Annotated in this window: 26 protein-coding genes; 16 read left to right on the top strand and 10 right to left on the bottom strand. The window is 60.6% G+C overall.

What is annotated here, in order from left to right; all coding sequences use genetic code 11:
• Positions 1-124 precede the first annotated feature (124 nt).
• From X756_RS137875 to X756_RS137910, 8 genes are all read left to right on the top strand, one after another.
• Positions 125-862: an SDR family oxidoreductase gene (locus X756_RS137875; RefSeq protein ID WP_031198706.1), complete on the top strand. Its 738-nt coding sequence runs from the start codon at positions 125-127 to the stop codon at positions 860-862.
• Complete coding sequence (locus X756_RS137880) at positions 831-1,409, top strand: gluconokinase (RefSeq protein ID WP_023716364.1); 579 nt, start codon at positions 831-833, stop codon at positions 1,407-1,409. The genes X756_RS137875 and X756_RS137880 overlap by 32 nt, the downstream gene beginning before the upstream one ends.
• On the top strand, positions 1,406-2,290 hold the full coding sequence (locus X756_RS137885) for an NAD(P)-dependent oxidoreductase (protein WP_023731657.1): 885 nt from the start codon (positions 1,406-1,408) through the stop codon (positions 2,288-2,290). Before X756_RS137880 ends, X756_RS137885 begins: the two co-directional genes overlap by 4 nt.
• Before the next feature lie 85 nt (positions 2,291-2,375).
• Positions 2,376-3,872, top strand: coding sequence for a sugar ABC transporter ATP-binding protein (locus tag X756_RS137890; RefSeq protein WP_023731656.1), 1,497 nt, complete (start codon positions 2,376-2,378; stop codon positions 3,870-3,872).
• Between the two features lie 20 nt (positions 3,873-3,892).
• Positions 3,893-4,948 (top strand): ABC transporter permease, encoded by a 1,056-nt coding sequence (locus tag X756_RS137895; protein WP_023716367.1) that lies wholly within the window; start codon positions 3,893-3,895, stop codon positions 4,946-4,948.
• A 28-nt stretch (positions 4,949-4,976) separates the two neighbouring features.
• Positions 4,977-5,912 (top strand): SMP-30/gluconolactonase/LRE family protein, encoded by a 936-nt coding sequence (locus X756_RS137900; protein WP_023716368.1) that lies wholly within the window; start codon positions 4,977-4,979, stop codon positions 5,910-5,912.
• Between the two features lie 65 nt (positions 5,913-5,977).
• The gene (locus X756_RS137905; RefSeq protein ID WP_031239601.1) at positions 5,978-7,093 is read left to right on the top strand and encodes a substrate-binding domain-containing protein; all 1,116 of its coding nucleotides are present in this window, start codon (positions 5,978-5,980) and stop codon (positions 7,091-7,093) included.
• 62 nt (positions 7,094-7,155) lie between these two features.
• Positions 7,156-7,488 (top strand): hypothetical protein, encoded by a 333-nt coding sequence (locus tag X756_RS137910; protein ID WP_031239600.1) that lies wholly within the window; start codon positions 7,156-7,158, stop codon positions 7,486-7,488.
• A 457-nt stretch (positions 7,489-7,945) separates the two neighbouring features.
• Here the strand turns inward: X756_RS137910 and X756_RS137915 are convergent, their stop codons facing one another.
• Together X756_RS137915 and X756_RS137920 are read right to left on the bottom strand one after the other, a co-directional pair.
• Positions 7,946-8,593, bottom strand: a complete 648-nt coding sequence (locus X756_RS137915) for a helix-turn-helix domain-containing protein (protein WP_023731653.1) — start codon at positions 8,591-8,593, stop codon at positions 7,946-7,948.
• Between the two features lie 148 nt (positions 8,594-8,741).
• Complete coding sequence (locus tag X756_RS137920; protein ID WP_023731652.1) at positions 8,742-9,188, bottom strand: pyridoxamine 5'-phosphate oxidase family protein; 447 nt, start codon at positions 9,186-9,188, stop codon at positions 8,742-8,744.
• 134 nt (positions 9,189-9,322) lie between these two features.
• Between X756_RS137920 and X756_RS137925 the strand changes: the two genes are divergently transcribed.
• Positions 9,323-9,595: a hypothetical protein gene (locus X756_RS137925; RefSeq protein WP_023731651.1), complete on the top strand. Its 273-nt coding sequence runs from the start codon at positions 9,323-9,325 to the stop codon at positions 9,593-9,595.
• On the opposite strand, the gene fixJ is transcribed toward X756_RS137925, so the two are convergent.
• Together fixJ and X756_RS137935 are read right to left on the bottom strand one after the other, a co-directional pair.
• A complete protein-coding gene (gene fixJ / locus X756_RS137930) occupies positions 9,592-10,206 on the bottom strand; it encodes a response regulator FixJ (protein WP_023731650.1) in 615 nt (204 codons plus the stop codon). The two genes, X756_RS137925 and fixJ, sit on opposite strands and share 4 nt — an antisense overlap.
• Positions 10,196-11,749, bottom strand: coding sequence for a PAS domain S-box protein (locus X756_RS137935; protein ID WP_031239596.1), 1,554 nt, complete (start codon positions 11,747-11,749; stop codon positions 10,196-10,198). The genes fixJ and X756_RS137935 overlap by 11 nt, the downstream gene beginning before the upstream one ends.
• Before the next feature lie 202 nt (positions 11,750-11,951).
• On the opposite strand from X756_RS137935, the gene X756_RS01000000166195 reads away from it, so the two are divergent.
• The 4 genes from X756_RS01000000166195 (at position 11,952) to X756_RS137945 (ending at position 14,046) form a co-directional block, all read left to right on the top strand.
• Positions 11,952-12,503: a hypothetical protein gene (locus X756_RS01000000166195; protein WP_348529837.1), complete on the top strand. Its 552-nt coding sequence runs from the start codon at positions 11,952-11,954 to the stop codon at positions 12,501-12,503.
• A complete protein-coding gene (locus tag X756_RS1000000170655; RefSeq protein ID WP_348529838.1) occupies positions 12,416-12,763 on the top strand; it encodes a universal stress protein in 348 nt (115 codons plus the stop codon). Before X756_RS01000000166195 ends, X756_RS1000000170655 begins: the two co-directional genes overlap by 88 nt.
• A 352-nt stretch (positions 12,764-13,115) precedes the next feature.
• Complete coding sequence (locus X756_RS137940; RefSeq protein WP_023806646.1) at positions 13,116-13,385, top strand: DUF6455 family protein; 270 nt, start codon at positions 13,116-13,118, stop codon at positions 13,383-13,385.
• Positions 13,386-13,497: 112 nt separating this feature from the next.
• Positions 13,498-14,046 carry a hypothetical protein gene (locus tag X756_RS137945; protein WP_023731646.1) on the top strand — a complete coding sequence of 183 codons (549 nt, stop codon included), beginning with the start codon at positions 13,498-13,500 and terminating at the stop codon, positions 14,044-14,046.
• Between the two features lie 72 nt (positions 14,047-14,118).
• On the opposite strand, the gene X756_RS137950 is transcribed toward X756_RS137945, so the two are convergent.
• Complete coding sequence (locus X756_RS137950; protein ID WP_023689274.1) at positions 14,119-14,817, bottom strand: CBS domain-containing protein; 699 nt, start codon at positions 14,815-14,817, stop codon at positions 14,119-14,121.
• Positions 14,818-14,964: 147 nt separating this feature from the next.
• On the opposite strand from X756_RS137950, the gene X756_RS137955 reads away from it, so the two are divergent.
• Positions 14,965-15,180: a DUF1858 domain-containing protein gene (locus X756_RS137955; protein ID WP_023673746.1), complete on the top strand. Its 216-nt coding sequence runs from the start codon at positions 14,965-14,967 to the stop codon at positions 15,178-15,180.
• Between the two features lie 3 nt (positions 15,181-15,183).
• Here the strand turns inward: X756_RS137955 and X756_RS137960 are convergent, their stop codons facing one another.
• Positions 15,184-15,885, bottom strand: coding sequence for a Crp/Fnr family transcriptional regulator (locus X756_RS137960; protein ID WP_023731645.1), 702 nt, complete (start codon positions 15,883-15,885; stop codon positions 15,184-15,186).
• Between the two features lie 151 nt (positions 15,886-16,036).
• Here X756_RS137960 and X756_RS137965 point away from each other — a divergent pair, with 151 nt between their 5' ends.
• Both X756_RS137965 and X756_RS137970 read left to right on the top strand, forming a co-directional pair.
• Positions 16,037-16,474, top strand: a complete 438-nt coding sequence (locus X756_RS137965; protein WP_023731644.1) for a pseudoazurin — start codon at positions 16,037-16,039, stop codon at positions 16,472-16,474.
• A gap of 101 nt (positions 16,475-16,575) precedes the next feature.
• Positions 16,576-17,751, top strand: coding sequence for an NnrS family protein (locus X756_RS137970; RefSeq protein WP_023731643.1), 1,176 nt, complete (start codon positions 16,576-16,578; stop codon positions 17,749-17,751).
• A gap of 49 nt (positions 17,752-17,800) precedes the next feature.
• Here the strand turns inward: X756_RS137970 and X756_RS01000000166190 are convergent, their stop codons facing one another.
• From X756_RS01000000166190 to ccoS, 4 genes are all read right to left on the bottom strand, one after another.
• On the bottom strand, positions 17,801-18,709 hold the full coding sequence (locus X756_RS01000000166190; RefSeq protein ID WP_245264593.1) for an SUMF1/EgtB/PvdO family nonheme iron enzyme: 909 nt from the start codon (positions 18,707-18,709) through the stop codon (positions 17,801-17,803).
• A 12-nt stretch (positions 18,710-18,721) separates the two neighbouring features.
• Positions 18,722-19,828: a copper-containing nitrite reductase gene (gene nirK, locus X756_RS137975; protein WP_023731641.1), complete on the bottom strand. Its 1,107-nt coding sequence runs from the start codon at positions 19,826-19,828 to the stop codon at positions 18,722-18,724.
• 328 nt (positions 19,829-20,156) lie between these two features.
• Positions 20,157-20,930: a CBS domain-containing protein gene (locus tag X756_RS137980; RefSeq protein WP_023731640.1), complete on the bottom strand. Its 774-nt coding sequence runs from the start codon at positions 20,928-20,930 to the stop codon at positions 20,157-20,159.
• Between the two features lie 65 nt (positions 20,931-20,995).
• Positions 20,996-21,152: cbb3-type cytochrome oxidase assembly protein CcoS (gene ccoS, locus X756_RS137985; RefSeq protein ID WP_023731639.1), on the bottom strand; the 157-nt coding region annotated here is incomplete at its 5' end.

The following is a 21,152-nucleotide window of genomic DNA, read 5'->3' as shown; positions in this document are numbered from 1 at the left end:
ACTATGTTATCGATAACATTCATGTCAATAGGGACTGGCGGCAGGTGCGTTGGAAATCGTGGCCGCTCCAGGAAACATTGCTCAGGAGGAGCGTTTGGGCAGTTCGTTGTTCGATTTGACCGGCATGCGGGCGCTGGTCACCGGCTCGGGGCAAGGGATCGGCCTGGCGCTGGCCGAGGGGTTGGCGCAGCACGGCGCCGAAATCGTGCTCAACGGACGCAGCGCCGAAAAAATGAAAACGGCTGCGGATGCACTGACAGCGAAGGGACATAAGGCCCATAGCGCCGTCTTCGACGTCACTGATCATGCAGCGGTGGCGAACGGCGTCGCGGAGATCGAGGCGACTATCGGCGCCATCGATATCCTTATCAACAATGCCGGCATGCAGTTCCGAATGCCGCTCGAGGATTTCCCCGCTGACAAATGGGAGGAACTCTTGCGCACCAACATCTCCAGCGTGTTCTTCGTGGGACAAGCGGTGGCGCGGCACATGATCCTGCGGCGGCGCGGCAAGATCATCAACATCGCCTCGGTGCAAAGCGAACTGGCACGGACGAACATCGCGCCCTATACGGCCACGAAAGGCGCTGTGCGCAACCTGACGCGCGGCATGTGTGCCGATTGGGCGAAGCATGGCTTGCAGATCAATTCCATCGCGCCGGGTTACTTCAAGACGCCGCTCAACCAGGCGCTGGTCGACAATCCCGAATTTTCGGCGTGGCTGACCAACCGCACACCGGCGGGTCGTTGGGGCGATGTCGGCGAATTGGTCGGCGCGGCGATCTTTCTGTCGGGACCGGCCTCATCCTTTGTCAATGGACACACGCTCTATGTCGACGGTGGCATCACGACCTGCCTTTGAACCCGCGCTCATCGTCGTGATGGGTGTCAGCGGCTGCGGCAAGACCAAAGTTGGCGTCGAGATCGCCGCGCGGCTTGGCCTTGCCTTCGTTGAAGGCGATACGCTGCATCCGCGCAGCAATGTCGAAAAGATGTCGGCGGGCATACCGCTTGCAGACTGCGATCGATTGCCTTGGCTGGATCTGGTCGGCGCAGCCTTGCGCCAGGCTCGTGAGGAGGGTCGCGGGCTAGTCGTCAGCTGTTCCGCGTTGAAGAAACCCTATCGCGATAGGCTTCGCGATGCGGCGGGCGAGTCGCTGGTTTTCGTATTCCTGGAGGGGTCGCATTCGCTGCTGCAAGCCAGGCTAGCCGCGCGCCGCGGCCACTTCTTTCCACCGGCGCTGCTCGACAGCCAGTTCGCCACCCTGGAGCATCCAGGCGACGAGCCGCTGGTGGTCACAGTGGACATCGACGCGCCTGTCGACACGATTGCCGATAGAGTGTTGCAGGGCCTGGGTGCACTTGGGGTCGACCCTGCCGGGATCAAGGAAAAAGGCACGTTGAAATGACGCAACCAACAAAAGTCGCCGTTGTCGGCGCCGGCATCATGGGGTCGGCGATCGCCACCCGCCTGATCGAGACTGGGCTAGCCGTGACGGTGTTCGATCTGGACAAGGTCAAGGTTGCAGCGCTGACTGCAAAGGGTGCGGCTGCGGCCGTGTCGGTTGCCGAAGCAACGCGGGAGAGCAGCTTCGTCATCCTCAGTCTCAACCATGCCAATATCGTGCGTTCGGTGGTGTTTGGCGATGGTGGTGTGGCGGCTGCGGCGTCGTCGGAAAAGCTGCTGATCGACATGTCTTCGATCGATCCTGTCGACACCGCGCAGATGGCCGGGAAGCTGTCTGCCGAGACCGGCATGAGATGGCTCGACTGCCCGCTTTCGGGCGGCGTTCCCGGCGCGCTGGCCGGCCGGCTGACCGTTATGGCGGGCGGTGAGGCGGCAGACTTCGAACACGCGCGCACGGTGATGCAGCATCTCTGCGCCAACTACACCTTGATGGGACCGAGCGGGGCAGGCCAGACGACCAAGCTGATCAACCAGCTCTTCTGCGCGGTGCTGTTTCAGGCCGTCGCCGAAGCGGTCAAGCTTGCTGAGGCCGGCGGCGTCGATGCGAAGGCAATCCCCGCGGCACTCAAGGGCGGGCGGGCCGACTCCAGCATTATGCAGGAGTTCATGGCAAAATTCGCTGCCCGCGATTTTTCGCCGACCGGCCGCATCGATAATATGCTGAAGGATCTGGATTCGCTGCAGGCCTTCGCGCTGAAAACCAAGACGCCGATGCCAATGACCGGGCAGGTGGTAGAGATCCACCGTCTGCTTTGCGCCGCAGGGCTGGGGCCAAGGGATTCGGCTGAGATGATGCTTCTGCTCGACGGCAAGACCAGTTGATTGGCTGGCCTGAATTTTCGTCGTCGCTTGACGCTTAGAAATGTTATCGATAACATCATTGGGGCGATCTTGGGAGGAACGCATTGTGACCGAGGAAAAACTGATCGAGTTCAAGTCGATTACCAAGGAGTTCGGCGGCACCCGCGCGATCTCCGACGTGTCGCTCGATCTGCACAAGGGCGAGATCCTGGCGCTGCTTGGCGAGAACGGCGCCGGCAAGTCGACACTGATCAAGACGCTCGCCGGCATCCACCGGCCGGACGGCGGCAGCATCCTGTTTCGCGGCGAGCCCTATCACCATCGTCCGCCGCAGCCGAACCACCGCCAGCCCGTCGCCTTCATCCATCAGGATCTCGGTCTCATCGAATGGATGACGGTCGGCGAGAATGTCGGCTTGGCCCAAGGCTTTTCGCTCCGCTCGGGGCTCATCGACTGGCGATCGACCGAGGCGAGAGCGCGTGAGGCGCTCAAGCTGGTCGGATGCGATTTCGATCCGACGACACGCGTTCAGGATCTGACGCGCACCGAAAAGTCGCTGGTTGCCATCGCCCGCGCCCTGGCCACCGAGGCCGATGTGCTGGTGCTCGACGAGCCGACAGCCAGTCTTCCCGCTGACGAAGTCGAGCGGCTGTTCCACGCCATCCGCCCGCTCAAGCAACGCGGTGTCGGTATGATCTACGTTTCGCATCGGCTCGACGAGATCTTCCGCATCGCCGACCGGGTCGCCGTGCTGCGCGACGGCAGGCTGGTCGGCCAGAAGAGAGTCGCCGATACCAGCCCGGACGAACTTGTCGAGATGATCGTTGGTCGCCCGGTGAACCAGGTTTTCAGCAAGGCTCAGACGCAGGCCGGCGAAACGGTGTGCACGGTCCGTGACCTGGTCTGCGCCGGTGCCGGCCCTGTCTCTTTCGACGTGCGCAAGGGTGAGCTGCTCGGTCTGGTCGGCCTTCGCGGCGCCGGGCAGGAACTGGTTGGTCGGACGCTGTTCGGGTGTCAGGTTTTCTCCGGCTCGGTGACGATCAATGGCGTTGTGCCCGACCTGTCGAGCCCGATCGCGGCAATGTCGGCCGGCGTCGGCCTCATCGCACGCGACCGGACCGAGGAATCGATAGCAGCCTCCTTGTCGATCCGCGAAAACAGTTTTCTCAATCCCGGCGCCGGTAAGCGTGGCCTGTTCTCGTTTTTGGCGCCCTACAAGGAGGCGGCGCTGGCGCGTGAGATCGGCGGGACGGTCGGGCTTCGCCCCAACGATCCTAACCTGCCGATCGAAGCACTGTCCGGCGGCAACCAGCAGAAGGTGATTGTCGGCCGCTGGCTGCACACCGACCGAAAGTTGCTGATCGCCGAAGACCCGACCGCCGGCGTCGACGTCGGCGCCAAGGCCGAGATCTACCGGCTGATCGGCCGCGCACTTGAAGCCGGCCTCGCCGTCGTCGTGGTGTCGACCGATTTCGAGGAGATCGCCCATATCTGCCACCGCGCCCTGGTGTTTTCACGCGGACAGATCGTGCGCGAACTCACCAGCAACGACCTGACCACATCCGCCGTGATCACCGCGGCATCGGCTTCGGAAGCCGCCTGATCTTTCTGGGAGCGAACCTCATGCAATCGATCGAATCCAGCGCACTCGAACCGACCCGTGGCGAAATGGCAGGCTTGTCGTTGGGGCAGAAAATCATCCGGCTGCTGCCGGTCTACGGGCTGGTGATCCTGACGGCGCTGCTGATCCTTTTGTTTTCGATCCTGCTGCCAAACACCTTTCCAACCCTGCTCAATTTGCGCTCGATCATCTCCGACAAAGCAATCATCGCGCTGCTGTCGCTGGCGGCGATGATCCCGATGGCTTCTGGCCGCATCGACCTCACCGTTGGCTACGGCATCGTGCTGTGGCACATTCTCGCCATCAGCCTGCAGACCATGTTCGGCGTTCCGTGGCCGCTGGCGGTGATCATCGTGCTGCTTCTCGGCGCTGCGACCGGCTTCCTCAACGGACTACTGGTCGAAGTTGCCCGCATCGACTCTTTCATCGCCACGCTCGGCACCGGCACCGTGCTCTATGCGCTGGCGCTCTGGCACACCGGCGGCCGGCAAGTGGTCGGCGTGCTGCCCAACGGCTTTTACGCCCTCAATGGCACGATGGTATTCGGGCTGCCTATCACCGGCCTTTATGTGCTGGCGATCGCCGCAGCACTCTGGATCATCCTCGAATATCTGCCGATCGGCCGCTACGTCTATGCCATCGGCGCCAACCCGAAGGCTGCGGCTCTGAACGGCATTCCGGTGCGCCGCTTCGTCATCGGTGCCTTCATCTCGTCGGGCTTCCTGACGGCGCTGACAGGCGTGCTGCTCGCCTCTAAGCTGCGCATCGGCCAGGCCAGCGTCGGGCTGGAATATCTGCTGCCGGCGCTCGTCGGCGCCTTTCTCGGTTCGACCACCATCAAGCCCGGACGCGTCAATGTCTGGGGCACGATGACCGGCGTTGTCATCCTGGCGGTCGGCATTTCCGGCATCCAGCAGTTCGGTGGCTCGTTCTTCGTCGAACCGCTGTTCAACGGCGTGACGCTGCTCGTCGCCATCGGCATTGCCGGTTACGCCCAACGCAAGCGCGGCGCGGCGAACAGGGCCAGGACCAAGACCGCAACGCAGCCCTCGAAGTGACCAGCCGAACCCATCCGGGAATAGTGGAATGAGCGACTACGAGATTCTGGACGACCGGTTCCGAAAGCTGACGATCGGGCATGCCAAGCTCGAACGGCTGTGGACCGGGAGCCGCTGGGCGGAAGGACCGGTCTATGTTCCGGCGGCAAGGCATTTGCTGTGGTCGGATATCCCGAACGACCGGTTGCTGCGCTACGACGAAAGCGACGGCTCGGTCAGTGTCTTCGAAACCCATTGCAACAATCAGAACGGCCATACGCTCGATCGTGAAGGCCGCGTCGTCGCTTGCGACCATCGCGGTCGACGCATCTCCCGGCTTGAGCATGATGGGCGATGGCAGTCGCTTGTCGAAGTCATCGACGGCAAGCGGTTCAATTCACCGAATGACGTGGTGGTCAAATCCGATGGGACGATCTGGTTCACCGACCCCGTGTACGGCATCGACAGCCACTATGAAGGCATGATTGCCCGACCAGAGATCGGCGGGTCCCATGTCTACCGGTTCAACGAAGCAACCTGCGAGGTGGGTGTCGTCATCACTGATCTGGTGCAGCCGAACGGGCTGGCCTTTTCGCCCGACGAGACCATCCTCTACGTGTCGGATACTGGCGCAAGCCATGTTCAGGGCCTGCCGCGGGCGATCAAGACCTATGATGTCGCCGCGGACGGACGCTCGCTGCGGTCGCACGGCACGCTCGCCGAATGCGAGGCAGGATTTTTCGACGGCTTCCGCGTCGATCGCGATGGCAACATCTGGGCCTCCAGTGCCGATGCGGTTCGCGTCTACGCGCCGGACGGGACGCTGATCGGGCGCATCCTGGTTCCCGAAATCGTCTCCAATTTGTGCTTCGGCGGTCCGAAGCGCAACCGGCTCTACATCACCGCCCAGACGTCGCTTTATTCCATCTATGTCAACGCGCATCCAGCCGGTTTGGGCCCGGTGGCTGGGCAAATCAGCCAGTGACTTGGCGCCCGAAATCGAGTTCCGGAAGACCAGACAATTTTTTTGAAACCAAGGGAGGTACCAACATGCAACGCAGAACATTTCTAAAATCATCCATCGCCTTGATGGCCATCACAATCGCTGCTCCGGTCCTGTTCGCCGGCCAGGCACGGGCGGACGCGATGGCCGACGCCATGGCGGTGGTCGAAAAATATGCCCAGAAGGTCACCGCCTGGGACGGCCCGGCCACCGGTCCGAAGGCCCAGCCGGGCAAGACGATCGTCGTGCTCGCCGGCGACCTCAAGAATGGCGGCATTCTGGGCGTCACCACCGGCGTCGAGGAAGCCGCCAAGGCGATTGGCTGGGAGGTCAAGGTGATCGACGGCGCCGGCTCGATCGGTGGCCGCACCGCCGCCTTCGGCCAGGCGATGGCTCTGAAGCCGAATGGCATCGTCATCAACGGTTTCGACGCCATTGAGCAGGCGCCGGCGCTGGAACAGGCGAAGGCCGCCGGAATCCCGCTGGTTTCCTGGCATGCCGGACCGGTGATCGGACCCGACGAAAAGAGCGGCGTGTTCGCCAACGTCTCGACCGACGCCATGCAGGTCTCGACGGCTGCGGCCGACTGGGCCTATGCCGACGCCAAGGGCAAACCCGGCGTCGTCATCTTCACCGATTCGACCTACGCCATAGCCATCGCCAAGGCCGACAAGATGAAGGCCGAAATCGAGCGGCTCGGCGGCAAGGTGCTCGAATATGTCGACACCCCGATCGCCGAGACCTCGCAGCGCATGCCGCAGCTGACCACCTCGCTCTTGCAGAAATACGGCGATGCCTGGACGCATTCGCTGGCGATTAACGACCTCTATTTCGACTTCATGGGACCATCGCTTGCCGCTGCCGGCAAGGCCGGCACCGACGCGCCGATCAATGTGGCCGCCGGCGACGGTTCGGAATCGGCCTATCAGCGCATCCGCGCCGGGCAGTTCCAGAAGGTCACGGTCGCCGAACCGCTCAACTTGCAGGGCTGGCAATTGGTTGACGAGCTGAACCGCGCCATCGCCGGTGAAAAATGGTCGGGCTATCTGTCGCCGCTGCATGTGGTGACGGCCAACAATGTCGAGTTCGACGGCGGCCCGAAGAACGCCTTCGACCCGGAGAATGGCTACCGCGATCAGTACAAGAAAATCTGGGGCAAATAGGCCATCGAGGAGGGCGCATCTCCGATGCGCCCTCATCCATGCAGGCAATCAGGAACTTCAACATGATCATCCGCTACGCCCTCTTCGAAGGTGAAATCCATGCCGGGCGTGAGAACGAATTCCGGCAATTTGTCAAGGAGAAGCTGGTGCCGCTGTGGACGCAATTTCCCGGGGCGCAAGAGGTTCGCGTCCTGGATGGTACCGCGCGTGACGAGGGTGCTCCCGTCTACGCAATGGCTCTCGCCATTCGCTATCCCGACATGGACACCTGCAACCGGGCGCTTCAGTCCGATGTGAGATTTCAAAGCCGCGACGTGACGGGGGAATTGCTGAAGATGTTCACTGGGCGCGTTCATCATCATGTCTTCGAGGCAAATGAGTATCCAACCGGCTAGATCGAGCACGGCGACGTCTCTGCCAGATCTCGCAAACGTGCCCCCGGCATCTACATCGCCAGAACGTTCAAGTTTGAAGCGCCGTTCTGTTTGGATTTCCCTGTTGGGCCACGATCATTTCGCTGTTAGCCCGCGCAGGGAATCCCTTACTAAGGCATTGAATCTGCGCCGAGATTCCGGCGCAAATTCGCCTTGAGCGCGGAAAATCGCCGAAATTCGCTGTTTTCCGGCGCCTAACAGGGAAAATCAGACAGAGACTGGTTCGCCAATGACTGCCAGCACTACCAAAATTCACATATAACCATTTGATTTCATTATGTTTTTTCTAAGATGCCCACAACGTGGACTCGAACCCCACCGCCGAGGAGAATCATCCAGTCCGCAATCGGCCCTCGGCTGATTGCCGGTGATGCCGAGGGCTAGGCTACAGTCCGCCTGGCCCGGAGCATGTTGTCATTCACTCGCTCATGTTCTGAAGCGCGTTGTGCCTGACGATTTCCACGCATCGCAGACTAGCCAAGCGGATGACGCCTTTCTCCTTCAGCCGGGTGAATATCCGCGATACCGTCTCGATGGTGAGGCCGAGATAGTCGCCGATGTCCATGCGCGACATCGGAAGTTCGACCTGCCGCAACCCCCCTTGCCGTTCGGCCATGTCAACCAGGAACGCGGCGACGCGTTCGATGGCGCTCTGGCGACCGAGGACCAACAGGTGTTCCTGGGCTCTGGTCAACCCCTGGAGCGCTAGGGGCAGCAACTGATGCGACATGTCCGCTCCAGCAGTGAGGCGGAAGACGCGGACACCGGTGGAGTTGATGGCTTCAGCAAAGAAATGGTGCGTCGTGTCGGCTTCGAAGCCGAATGTCTCTCCGGATAGGTGAAAGGCACTGATCTGCCGGCGGCCGTCAGCAAGCAGGCGATAGACGCGGACAGCGCCGAACTCCACCTGGTAGAAGGCTCCGGCCTTCTCGCCCTGGGCGTAGATTTCCGCACCTGCGGAATAGAAGCTGAGTGGTTGCAGCGGTGCGGGCTCGAAAGCCTCAGGCAGGTTGGGCAGGGTAGACCGTGACGGCAGCGAAATTCTGGAGGCGGTGTAGGCGTACATGGCTGTTTTCCCGGTTGATCCGTGACACAGCTATCGCGCGAATCGGCCGGCGCCGAAATTCGGTTATGTCCCTACGGGAAACTACCTAGAACCGCTGCTCCTACACCGTCCAGCCATCGCTTTCGCAGGCCGCCGCAGCAGAAAACACCTATTCACTTGCTTCGCGGCCCGACACCTGCTCGATCAAGATACGGAAGAAAACGTGGGGCGCGCTGTCCGACACCGGAGGCGTGACCGGCTTGAGGGCGCCGGGCTCCCACCAGTCAGCATGCTTGCTCAACACCGACCATGCATGGTCGCGCTCGCGCTTGTGGCCGACCCGGTCCGGCAGTTCCTCATAGCGCCCACCGACGACAACGCTTCGCCATCCTCGCCCTTGGCCGCGCTCATCGACCTGGACGGATACCAGCGGATTGCCTCGCATCCATTCGATCTTCTTGCCCGGCATGGAAAATACATAGAGGTGATTGTCCGCATGCGCGTAGTACAGGGGCACGATGTAGGGCTGCCCATTCTTTGCGCATGCGAGCCGGCCAACCCGATTGGCCGTCAGCAATCTCGTACATTCCAAGGAAGAAAGTGTGCGGACCATCATCGGTGCATCTCCTATTTCTCACGGCCAGCGCAAGCTATTGTTTGCCTTGCCGCGTTGAACCATGGCCATGCGGGTGCTTTCGCCCCAGCTCACGGCGGCAAAGCGCACATTCGCGCATTCGGCAATTGCGGAAAATGATTCAGATCAAGGCGCGAGCTGGCGCTTCTGCGGATCATGAGGAGATGTGGAAACCAATCCTCACCGCTCCGTTTGGACGCAACCTCAAACTGGCCGTTTTCGACGAGGACGGTGAGCATGCGCTCGTGTTTCCCTGCATGAAGGAGCGGGAAGGCTGGAGGAATGTCGCCACCGGCGCATGGGTCGACATCCGTCCGACCCACTGGCGCGACTGGGAGCCTTACCGGACGCCAACTCGCGACGGCAATCCCTTTGGCGACCATCCCTAGGGATTGGATTCAACGATCAGCGCCATGCGCACAAGATGTGACAGGCTGCCCGCGCCCATCTTGTTCATGACATTGGCACGATGGATCTCGACTGTACGCGGGCTGATTCCAAGGTCATAGGCGATCGTCTTGTTCGGCAGACCCGACACGAGCCCGTCGAGCACCTGCCGCTCGCGTTCCGACAAGGTCGACAAACGCCCGCGAATCTCCGCGGACTGAGGGTGGGATGCATTGACCTGGTTGCGGTTGGCCAGCGCTGAGCGGATCGCCTCGATCAACATTTCATCGTCGAATGGCTTCTCGATGAACTCGGAAGCGCCTTCCTTCATTGCCTGAACGGCTAGCGCCACATCCGCATGGCCCGTCATAACGATGACCGGAATTCTATGCCCGCCTGCTCTGAGCTGGCGCAGAAACTCGATGCCGTCTATGCCCGGCATGCGCACATCGGTGACGATGCAGCCCTCGAGACTGCCAGACGCCGTCGACAGGAAGGCCGTGGCGGAATCATGCAGGCGGACCGCAAAGTCTGCCGTGCCCAACAGAAATCCAAGCGACTTGCGGACGTCCAGGTCATCGTCGACCACGTGCACCAGATCATTAGCGGCCATTGGTGACCTCATCCTTATCGACGATGCGCAATGTAAACCTGAAAGCGGTCCCGCCGGCCGGCATTGCCTCGGCCCATATGTGACCGCCATGCGATTCAACTATGGTGCGGCAAATAGACAGGCCGACGCCCATGCCCTGCTTTTTGGTGGTGACGAATGGCTGGAACAGTTGGGCGGAAATCTCCGGCGCGAGACCGGCCCCGGTGTCGATGACGCTCACCTCCGCCATCCCGTCGGCGCGCGCAATAGTCGTGACCAGCAGTTCGCGTCGCGGCGCGTCTTGCATGGCTTCCACAGCATTGCGCATTAGGTTTAGCAGAACCTGCTGGATCTGGATGCGATCGGTTAACACCAGTTCGGCAGCAGGATCGAGCTTGTAGCTGACAAGGACATTTATCTCCCTTGCCCCGACCAGGGCCAGCGACGAGGCCTCTTCGATGAGCGCCGGCAGCCGTTCGACCTGACGCTCGCTTTCGCCTCTTGCAACGAAGTCTCTGAGATGGCGAATGACGTTTCCAGCCCGCAGCGCCTGCTCAGCCGCCTTTTCCACGGCATCCCGCAGGATGGGCGCATTCTCTTCGGTGCTTTTCTCGAGCAGCCGACGACTGCCCTTCAGATAGTTGGTGATGGCCGTCAGCGGCTGATTGATCTCGTGAGCAAGGGTCGAGGCCATTTCGCCAAGTGCTGTAAACCGCGCCATATGGAGAAGCTCCTGCTGCTGCTCCTGGATTCTAGCTTCCGCCCGGTGGCGTTCGGTCAGGTCGCGGCAAAAGCCGGTAAAGAAGCGTCCGGTTCCCGGATGCATCTCGCCGACGGAAAGCTCCATCGGGAAGGTCGAACCATCCTTGCGCATCCCGGTGACGGTGCGCCCGAGCCCGATAATCCGGCGCTCTCCGGTGGTCAGGTAGCGAAGCAGATAGGCATCATGCTCGTCGCGGTAGGGCGGGGGCATCAGCATTTTCACGTTTTGGCCAATGACCTCACCTGACTGATAGCCAAACAATGTTTCGGCGGCTGTGCTGAACGATTGGATCCCGCCTTGCTCATCGATGACGACCATTGCATCCGGCACTGTTGCCAGGATCGATCGTAAATGGTCCTCACGCAGCCGAAGAGCTGCGTTTGCAAAGGAGAGTTCGCTGACATCCGTGCCTTCGATGAAGATCGCGGTGATACGGCCATCGTCGGACTTGATGGGCTGATAGACGAAATCAAGGATGCGCTCTTCGAGCGGCCCGTCGGCCTTGTTGCGAAGGCCGACCTTTACGCCCTGGCCTCTGTATGGCTCGCCGGTCGTGTAGACCTGGTCCAGATGTCCGAAAAACTCATCTCCTTCGAACTCGGCAAAGGCTTCCCGGACTGACTTTCCAATCACCTGCCTGTTGCCGATCAACCGCTGGTAGGCGGCATTGGTCAGTTCGAAAACGTGACCCGGCTCGCGCATGAGCGCGATGAAGCCCGGAGCCTGATCGAACATCCGCGACAAGAGGGCTTTCAGTGTCGTCCCACCGGGTGACAAACTGAGCGCTTCGTCTTTGATCACCTGAAATTCCTGGGTTCGAGACGGTGCTACCGGGGCTACCTATCACTTCTCATCGCACAGGCAAAACAGATCGCGACGGCGGTTCCGCAAGAGATTCCGTTGGTAGGCGCAATTGGCGGGTCTTTGACGCGCATCAAGGCACCGGACGCTGACGAATGCGATCCATCACGCAATTGCACCGTTTCATCGAAAGGCATCCGCAATGTCCTACAAGTCAATTATCGTAAACCTCGCCATCGATGAGGCTCCTGCGCCCATTGTTCAGGTTGGGATCGAACTTGCCGAACGATTTGGAGCGCATCTTGTTGGCTTGGCGGCAGCCGAGGTCCCACCTTTGGTCCCGACAGGCGAAGGGATGGTCTACGAAGGTGAGATCATGCAGATCCAACGAACTGAGATCGAAAAGCGGCTCGCCGAATTGCGTGCAGTGTTCGAAAGAATGGTGCCGGTTTCCGTTACAAGCGAATGGGCACAGTCCGTCTGCAGTCCGACCCGGTTCCTCAGCGTTATGGCCAGGGCGGCCGACCTTATCGTCACCGGCTGCGGCGATGGAGACAATGTCTTTCGTGCTGTTGATATCGGCAGCCTCACGCTCGGTGCCGGCCGGCCAGTCTTGGTCACGGCAGGTAATATGGAACATATCCGCGCAAAAACCGTGCTGGTTGCCTGGAAGGACACCAGGGAGGCACGGCGTGCGGTAGCCGATGCACTGCTTTTCTGGAAAAGGCCAGCGACGTTATCGTCGCCACGATAGACACCAGCCGCAACGAAACCAGTCGAGACAGCCTCGACGATGTCGCCGTTTTCCTTGACCACCATGGCATCAAGGCGCGAACCGAGCTGATCGCCGGCAAGGCTGATGGCGACCGGTTGCTGAGTTTCGCGCGCTCGATCCATACGGACCTGATCGTCTCGGGCGCCTATGGCCATAGCCGCTTGCGGGAATGGGCATTTGGCGGTGTCACTCGCACGCTCATCGAAGAGAGCGGCATCAGCCGTTTCATGTCGTATTGAAGGAGAAGTTGACCAGCAACCTGTCTCGGCCGGAGCAGGTTACCTCCTGCGGCGCGCCTGGAGACCCTCAGCCTCGGGACACCGCGACGGTGCTAGCAACATGTTCGAGGTGGGGTGCCCACGACGCAGCGGCTGCGTTCATTTGTTTTCCGAAGCGAACAACGGCCAGATCTAGACCTGGCCCGAGCAACCGGCCTGCCGGTCAGCGGACGTCTTCGACCACCTGCCATTCCGTTTGGCTTCATGCTCCCCGTCACGGCCCAGGGTTGGCAATGATGCCGCCTGTTGATCGAGATCAACGCCACCCGCCGCCAACGGCGGCAAGGATGACCGGTAGGCAGGAGTGATCAACATGACCTTTCTCGATTACCTGATTTCGGTCGACGCCAGAACGGCGCTAATGGGTCGAATGATGCGGTCGCTCGGGGTCGACAGACATCTGAAAGTCGTGGCAGACCATGCGGCAGTCACCAATCGGGCGGTGGACCGCTGCCGTTCCTGCGGGCACCAGGATGAATGCTCAACCTGGCTCGACGAACATGAGCAATCCGAGAACCCGCCAGACTATTGCCGCAACAGCGACCTGATCGCTCGACTGCAGCATGCGGCCGGGCAACGCTAGGGCATCGAGCAGGCAGCCTCGACGAGAGGTCGTGCCGTCCGTGTTTTGACGAGGGCCAACGCAAACCAAGTTTTTGCGGTTGATAAGTCTGCATTCCACAGGACCAGGCAGCTTGGACAACTTACTTTTTCTCGAAGCATTTGTGCTCTTTGTCGCACCAGGGCCTACCAACGCTCTTTTGATGGCGGGGGCGGTCAAGCGAGAGAAAGTGGTCAAGCTTTTGGCCGCTCAGGCATGCGGATACGGGATCTCATCCGCGTGCTGGTTTTCCCTGCGCCCCTTCATGTCACCCGAGGCCATTCAAATACTTAGGCTGGTAGCAGCCGGATGGCTTGTAGTTCTTGGACTGCATCTGATAACCAGCGCGCGGATCAACGTTTCCAAAAATGGCGACGCCATTTCTGTTGCGGTGACCAGTGCCCTGAACCCGAAGGCCTTTATCTATTGCCTGGCTATCGTGCCGATGAACATCGAACCGCGCGCTCTGGGGATCTTCTGGGTTGTGCTTCTGGTGATAACAGCTGCCACCGGATCGGTGTGGCTTTTGCTTGGCCGGCGCTTCAGCGGAGGCAACAAAAAGACAGAAAGAATTGCGGGCGCGGCGCTCGTTGCATTCGCCCTGTTGCTCCTTCGGCCATTGATACTTCTAGTCGCGATCTGAACGCGGCGAAGCCTGGGCGAAAAGCGGGCCTATCGTGGATGCAACCTTGAAATCAGCTGGCACGGCCGCTCGCTACGAAACAAGGAGGACGGACACTGGATCGGCGCAGAAGAGACCATCCTCGACAGCTTTGACGCCGGCGACGTTTTCGGCCGCAACAATGGCTGCCCGGCGCGCGCGTTCGTCGAAGATGGCGCCGCCCAGTTTCACCATGCCATTGTTCACAGTCACGTTGACCATGTCCTTGCCAGCCCATTTCTGTGTCCCTAGCTCGGCCATGATGTTCTGCCGGATCTGTTCGTCATCGATGGCTGCAGCGGCTGCAGCCGGAAGGGCGCTAATCAATGCCCGCAGAAGATCAGAGCGGGTGATGATGCCGACGACTTTCCCGGTGTCGATGACAGGGATGCGTTTGACATGGTGACGCGTCATGAGCTCGACGACCTCGTCGAGCGATGCGGTGGGGAATGCCGTGACGACATCTTGTGACATCACCTCCTCAACCCGTCGCCCATTGGCGTGGACATATTCATCGGCGGCCGTTCCGGGGCTGACCAGAAACTGCAGCCAGCGTGAGCGCTTGCGCTGCGTGCCCAGTTCCCCGCGACGCAGGAAATCGCCCTCGCTGACGATCCCGACCAGGGTGCCGTCGCCGCGAATGACGGGAAAGCCGCTAATCTTTTTGGTGAGCATCAACCAGGCAGCGTCGGCGATCGATGCGGTCGGGTCTATGCCGACGACCGGCTTGCTCATAATGGCTTCGGCTTGCATGCCAACCTCCTCATATGGTTACTCCTATCCATATCGAGGCCGCGCGAGCTGTGCCTTGATCTGAATCATTTCTAAATTGCGTAAGCGCAACGAAGGTAGTCCGAGCCGGATTTATGAAGAAGCCTTCGCAAATCGCGGAGGGTCATCATGAAACAGTGCAGCTCGATCAACCCCGATATGGTCGTCGACGAAATCATGAGGAAATGGCCGGCAACGGTCGCTGTGGTATTGAGACACAAGATGCTCTGCGTCGGCTGTCCGATAGGCACTTTCCATACGGTGACCGAGGCGTGCCTGGAACATCAAGTCGATGAGGGCGACTTTCTGGTCGAACTCGAATTGGCCATTCGAGGTGAACGATGACGGTCAGTCCTTTTCCCGGTTCTCGGCCAGAACCACAAGGCGATGCGCATCTTTGACCGTGACCCTCTGGCGCCCGCTGACAATTATTCCGTTCTCTTCCCATTTGCTGAGCAGCCGGCTGACGGTGTGCAGCGTCGTTCCCGTCATCTCGGCAATGTCCTGCCTCGAAATCGGGAAATCGATTTCGATGCCGCTGTCCGTTTTTCGGCCGGTCTGGTTCACCAGTCGCAGAAGCGCATGCGCAACCCGCTGCTCCACCTGTTCCGTGGACATCTCCACCACCCGCGTCTGCGTCTCCTGCAGCCTGCTTCCAACCGTCCTGTAAGTGGCTGCCCCAAACACGGGGAAGCGTCGGGACAGATCAGGCCACAGGGCGTTGGCCCAGGCCAGCACCACGCAGTCGACAGCCGCGACGGCACTTGCGGGATAGGTCGTCCGGCTAAGGGCTGCGGCGACGCCAAAGATCTCGCCTTCGCTGATGTATCTGGCGATGACCTGCTGTCCGTCCGGCGTGGTGCGGACCACCCGTATGTGCCCGGCGATCAGCACGAAGAAGGAATGGGCTTCGGCTTCCTGCGCGAAGATCGCTGCCTCCTTGGCATAGCGAGACGATCGTGCATTTCGCAGGATCTCGCTCTGCTCGTCCGGCGTAAGCCCCTGGAAGAGCGGCAGTTGCGATATCAGCGATCGGTCCAGCGCAGCCAAGCGGATCCCTCACGGCTCTACGGTTCCGCATCAGTCGTGCGGGAGACCTTTCTTATCCCGAGTTTGCGCCAGCGCAAATTGTCGCCGGCCGCGTCAGGCTAAATGGCATGGAACGGCGCAATGCCGCGAAGACGAAACAAAGGACAAATCGATGAAACTCACCATCCTCGCTGCCGCAATCTCGATCCTGGCGCTCGCAAGCGGCGCAAGCGCTGAAGAGCATGTGGTGCAAATGCTCAACAAGGGCGAAAAAGGCGCAATGGTTTTCCAGCCGGCCTTCGTCCAGGCGGCACCCGGCGACACCGTCAAGTTCGTGCCGACCGACAAGACACACGACGCCGAGTCGATCAAGGGCATGCTTCCGGATGGCGCTGAGCCTTTCAAGGGCAAGCCCAGCGAGGAAATTACCGTCACGGTGACAAAGGAGGGCATCTACGGCGTCAAATGCGCGCCCCACTACGGCATGGGGATGGTCGCACTGATCGTTGTCGGCAAGCCGGTCAATCTCGATTCCGCCAAGGCGGTCAAGCATCCTGGGAAGGCAAAAACGGTGTTCGCCGACCTGTTCACCCAGGTTCCTGCGAACTGACAGCAATCGATACAGGCATGCCTGCCGCAAAAAGGGCGGGCACGGGCCGGACGGACCGAGGGCGGCGGTTCATCCGGCCCTGTTCATTTGAGGATACAGTCATGGGGATTCCACGCCTGCAGGCCTACACTGGGCCCGCATTTCTTTCCTACGGGTTCAGGCCCTTCTTTCTCCTCGGGTCGCTGTATGCCGCGCTGTCCATTCTGCTTTGGCTGCCGATCTATGCCGGCGAACTCGATTCCCACAGTGCGTTCGTTCCCGTCGACTGGCACATTCACGAGATGCTGTTCGGCTATCTGCCGGCGATCGTTACCGGGTTCCTGCTGACAGCCATTCCGAACTGGACGGGCCGGCTGCCGGTGCAAGGCCTGCCCCTGCTGGCGTTGGTGGTCCTGTGGCTTGCCGGACGTGCCGCGGTCTTCCTCTCGGCGGATATCGGCTGGGAAGCGGCAGCCGTGATCGACAGTTCATTTCTGCTTGCTGTCGCAGCCGCTGCGGCACGCGAAATCGTCGCGGGACGGAACTGGCGCAATCTCAAGTTGCTGCTGCCGCTTGCCGTCCTGGCCGGCGCCAACGGCGCGTTCCATATCGAGGCCCACCTTCACGGCACATCCGATATCAGCCGCAGGCTCGGCATGGCTGCGGCGATCATGCTCATTTCACTGATCGGGGGGCGCATCATTCCAAGTTTCACCCGCAACTGGCTCGTCCGCGAAAATCCTGGGCGGCTGCCTGCGCCGTTCGATCGTTTTGACGTCGCATCGCTTGTCATCTCAGCCATTGCGCTGGCTGCGTGGACACTCGCTCCCGACCACGAAGTGTCGGCAACGCTCGTGGCCGTCGCGGCAGTCTGCCAGGCATGGCGTCTGTGGCGTTGGGCTGGCGAACGCACGTTGCGGGATCCGCTGGTGCTGGTTCTGCATCTTGCCTACGCCTTCGTGCCGATCGGTCTTGCCCTGGTATCGGCGTCGATCTTCTTTCCCGATGCCGTGCCGGCGGCGGCAGGACTTCACGCGCTCGGGACTGGCGCGGTGGGCTCAATGACGCTTGCCGTGATGACCCGCGCGACGCTTGGGCATACCGGGCAAAAGCTTAAGGCTGGGAAAGGCGCCTCGTTCATCTTCGTGACCGTCCTTCTGGCGGCATCATTGAGAATCCTGGCCGCCTTTGTGCCCTATGGCGTGATGATCGACATGGCCGGCACCGCATGGGTGGCGGCATTTGCAAGCTTCATCCTGATCTACGGAACCGCGTTGATGACGCCAAAGGCACAGTGAGGCGACGGGAGTGCAGGCGAAACGCGATGGAGCGGACGCTTCTGTTTTTTCACGCAATGCCGAGGTAGCCGAGGAAACGGTTCGCCCATCCTCGATGTTCCCGGACCAGCCTGAATCCAAGATTGTCGGGAGGTGTGCCAACGGCGCAGCCACCGCTTTTCCCGTCGCCGACGAAGTTCGACATGTACGCCCTGTGAAGCCCTTCAAGGACGTGGACGCCGCAATTGTCGACCGAACTCACGACATCGGTTCCATCCACAGCCAACGTGGTGCGGACATAGCAGGTCGAAGTCCACTCCCAGACGTTGCCGGAAAAGTCGGCGAGGCCTAAGGAATTCACACCAAAGGAGCCACGGCTCCTGGGCAAGGGGTCCGGTTTGCGATTGAGGTCCACCTCGGCCTTGTAGCTGGTGAGCCAACGCCTGGCGGGATTGTTAGTATCGTTTTCGACACCCTCAAATTCCCCTGCGAACCGCTCGGCCGCGGCAAACGCCCACTCCTCATCGGATGGCAGCCGCCAGTCGTCGCCTGTCGCCTTCGAATACCATTGGGCGTAGGCATTGGCGTCGAGATAGCTCACTCCGGTAGCGGGAGCATCGGGCGCGATCGCGTGCGTCTCCTGTGCCGGCTGACAGCCGCCAGCCGCCACACAGCTCGCATAGTCTGACGCGCTGACCTGATAGGTCATGATTTCGATAGGTTTATTGACTGTCGGCTGAGCCGCGGATTTGCTTGCGGGCGCCCATTCCTCAGGAACTCGCCCGGCAGGGGATATGTGATCGAACCGGGGACCAGGGTAACTGTCGTGGCGGCAGGGTAGGACTGTCGATGTCCGTTCCGGCCGATGGCAGACAAGCCCATCGGAACCGTTGCAGCCGCCATGGCGACCGAGACAACCTTGACGATGAGAGGTGACATGTCTGTTGTCCGTGCCCGGCCAGCGACGCTGTCCGGGCAATTTGGAGTGCCGTCAGTTGGTGGCGATGGGTTTAGGCGCCTCGACCTGCGTCATCAAATCATCATTCCACTCGCCCTCGACCATGAAGTGAGCGGTCGCCCCGAGTTCCACGGCCTCGATGAGATTGTGATTGACGTAGGCGTAGACGCCGGGCTGCAGGAACGTATAGAGCGCCGACCCCGCCGAGCCGCCGCGGATGAACCAGGTTTCCAGATCCTTGGCCGGCGGATTGGCGAATTTGCCCTGTTCCCAGACATAGTCGCCGTGACCACCGATCAGATGCGGCCGCGTATCGCGGTTGGCCTGCGAATGGACGATCAACACGGTCTCGCCGACCTTCGCCTTCATGGCGTTGTCGCCGGTCAGCGAACCGACCCTGCCGTTGAACACCACGTGCGTCGGGATCAGCCCGCGCATGACCTTGACGATATCGTCATACCCATCACCGGCCGATTCGTAGCTCTTGAAGTTTCCCTTCTCATCGCGCGGAATATAGAAGTCGCTCTCGCCGATATAGAAGATCTTGTCGTATTTGACCGGCTCGCCCTTGTCGTTCCTGAGCCCGTCGCGCGGCAGCACCATGATGGCGCCATTCATGCCGGAGACGACATGCCACGGGATCATCGGTCCGCCGGGAGCACAGTGATAGACGAAAGTTCCCGTTCGGGTTGCCTTGAAGCGCAGCGTCACCTGTTCGCCGGGATTGATCAAGGTGAGGGCGCCGCCGCCCAGCGCACCCGTCGCTGCGTGAAAATCGATGTTGTGGGCTAGCGAGTTGGTGTCGGGATTGATGAGCGTCAGCTCGACATAATCGTCCTGGTGGACGACCATCAGCGGGCCCGGGATCGAGCCGTTATAAGTCATTGCATTGAGCTGCGTCCCGTCGGCGTCGATGACCATCGGTTTCTCCTCGATCGTCATGGTGAGTTCGACGACCTTCGGACCGCCTTTGGCGATCTGGTCGTGCGGATGCACAAAAGGCGGTGCCACGAGCTTGACCTTGTCGCGGGGAAGTCCTCGAATGTCTGCTTTCGTCACCGTTGCCGACAGTGCGGGCAGTGCCGCCACGGCGGCAGCGCCAATCGCTGCTCCGAAGAGGGCTTCGCGTCGCGTGATCATATCAATCTCCTATCTCAACCGTTGCGGATGAGCAGAAGCTAACTGACCTGACGCAGCGTTTCTTTGCGCTGGCGCAAATTGGTGAGTGTTAATTGGAGCAACAAACAGCCTCGACTGCCGCAATCTTGTGCGTCAAGAATGGTCGAGCAAGTTCCGCTCGGTTTCGAGCTTGGCGATGGACGGGCGTCTTCGCTGCCGACAGCGTGCTCGCCAACCATGACGGGCGCTATACGCTGGATGAACTCGCCGACAGCCTCATGTCCAAGCGATGTGGGAAGGGAGCAGAACCCAAAGGGACGCTGCTTGGCGTCCCCGCTTTTTTCCGCAGCTATGAAACCATCACCGAGAGCGGATCTGTACGGAGGAAGAGGCTGTCCTTGACTTGTCCGACGCCGGCAACGTTCTCCGCCGCAACGATCGCAGCCTTCCGCTGACGCTCGTCGACAATCGCCCCGGTCAGTTCGACGAGGCCGTCGCTGACCCTAACATCAATCAAGTCACCACCGCTCCACGATTGTCCCTGCAGCTCGGCAAGTATGGCCTTGCGGATCAGGTCGTCATCGGGTGGCGTGGTGCCCTGTTTCGGCATTGCGCGGATCAGGACAGGCAGCAAATCAGTTCGCGTGATGATGCCGACGACCCTTTCCCGATCGACAATCGGCACATTGTTGATGCGGTGTTGCATCATCAAGTTAACAATCTGTGCAATTGAGGCGCCTGGAGGTGCCGAAATGACGGCTGTGGTCATCACCTCATGGATGATCCGTCCGTTCGAGCGCGCATAGTCTTCGGCGACTGTGCCCGGGCCAAGATCAAACTCCAGCCAGCGCGGACGCACACGCTGGGTCCCAAGTTCTTCTCGGCGCAAGAAGTCGCTTTTGCTTACAATGCCAACCAGGGCACCTTCGCTGTCCGTTACCGGCAGGCAGCTGACTTTGTTTGAAAGCATGAGCTTGGCCGCTTCGTCGATCGTCGCGTTCGCATCCGTCGTGATGACTGGCTTCGTCATGATGGCTTCGGCTTGCATCCTCACCCTCCTGATCTTNGTCGCGTTCGCATCCGTCGTGATGACTGGCTTCGTCATGATGGCTTCGGCTTGCATCCTCACCCTCCTGATCTTACGTTGACGACGATGGGACATCCCGACCCGCGGCGCTTTGATCTGAGTCACTTGGAACGAGCAGGATTCTCCGCGCCGTCGTCGCGGTCGATAAGAATGCGCTCCGCCGCGCCATCGAGATCGTCGTATTGGCCGCTTCTCAACGCCCACAGGAAGCCGGACAGGCCGAGTGCGCCAAGGAACAGCGCCACCGGAATGAGATAG

The sequence above is a fragment of the Mesorhizobium sp. LNJC405B00 genome (genome assembly GCF_000502615.1).
Lineage (GTDB): Bacteria > Pseudomonadota > Alphaproteobacteria > Rhizobiales > Rhizobiaceae > Mesorhizobium.
This window is presented reverse-complemented; position numbering and strand designations above follow the sequence as displayed.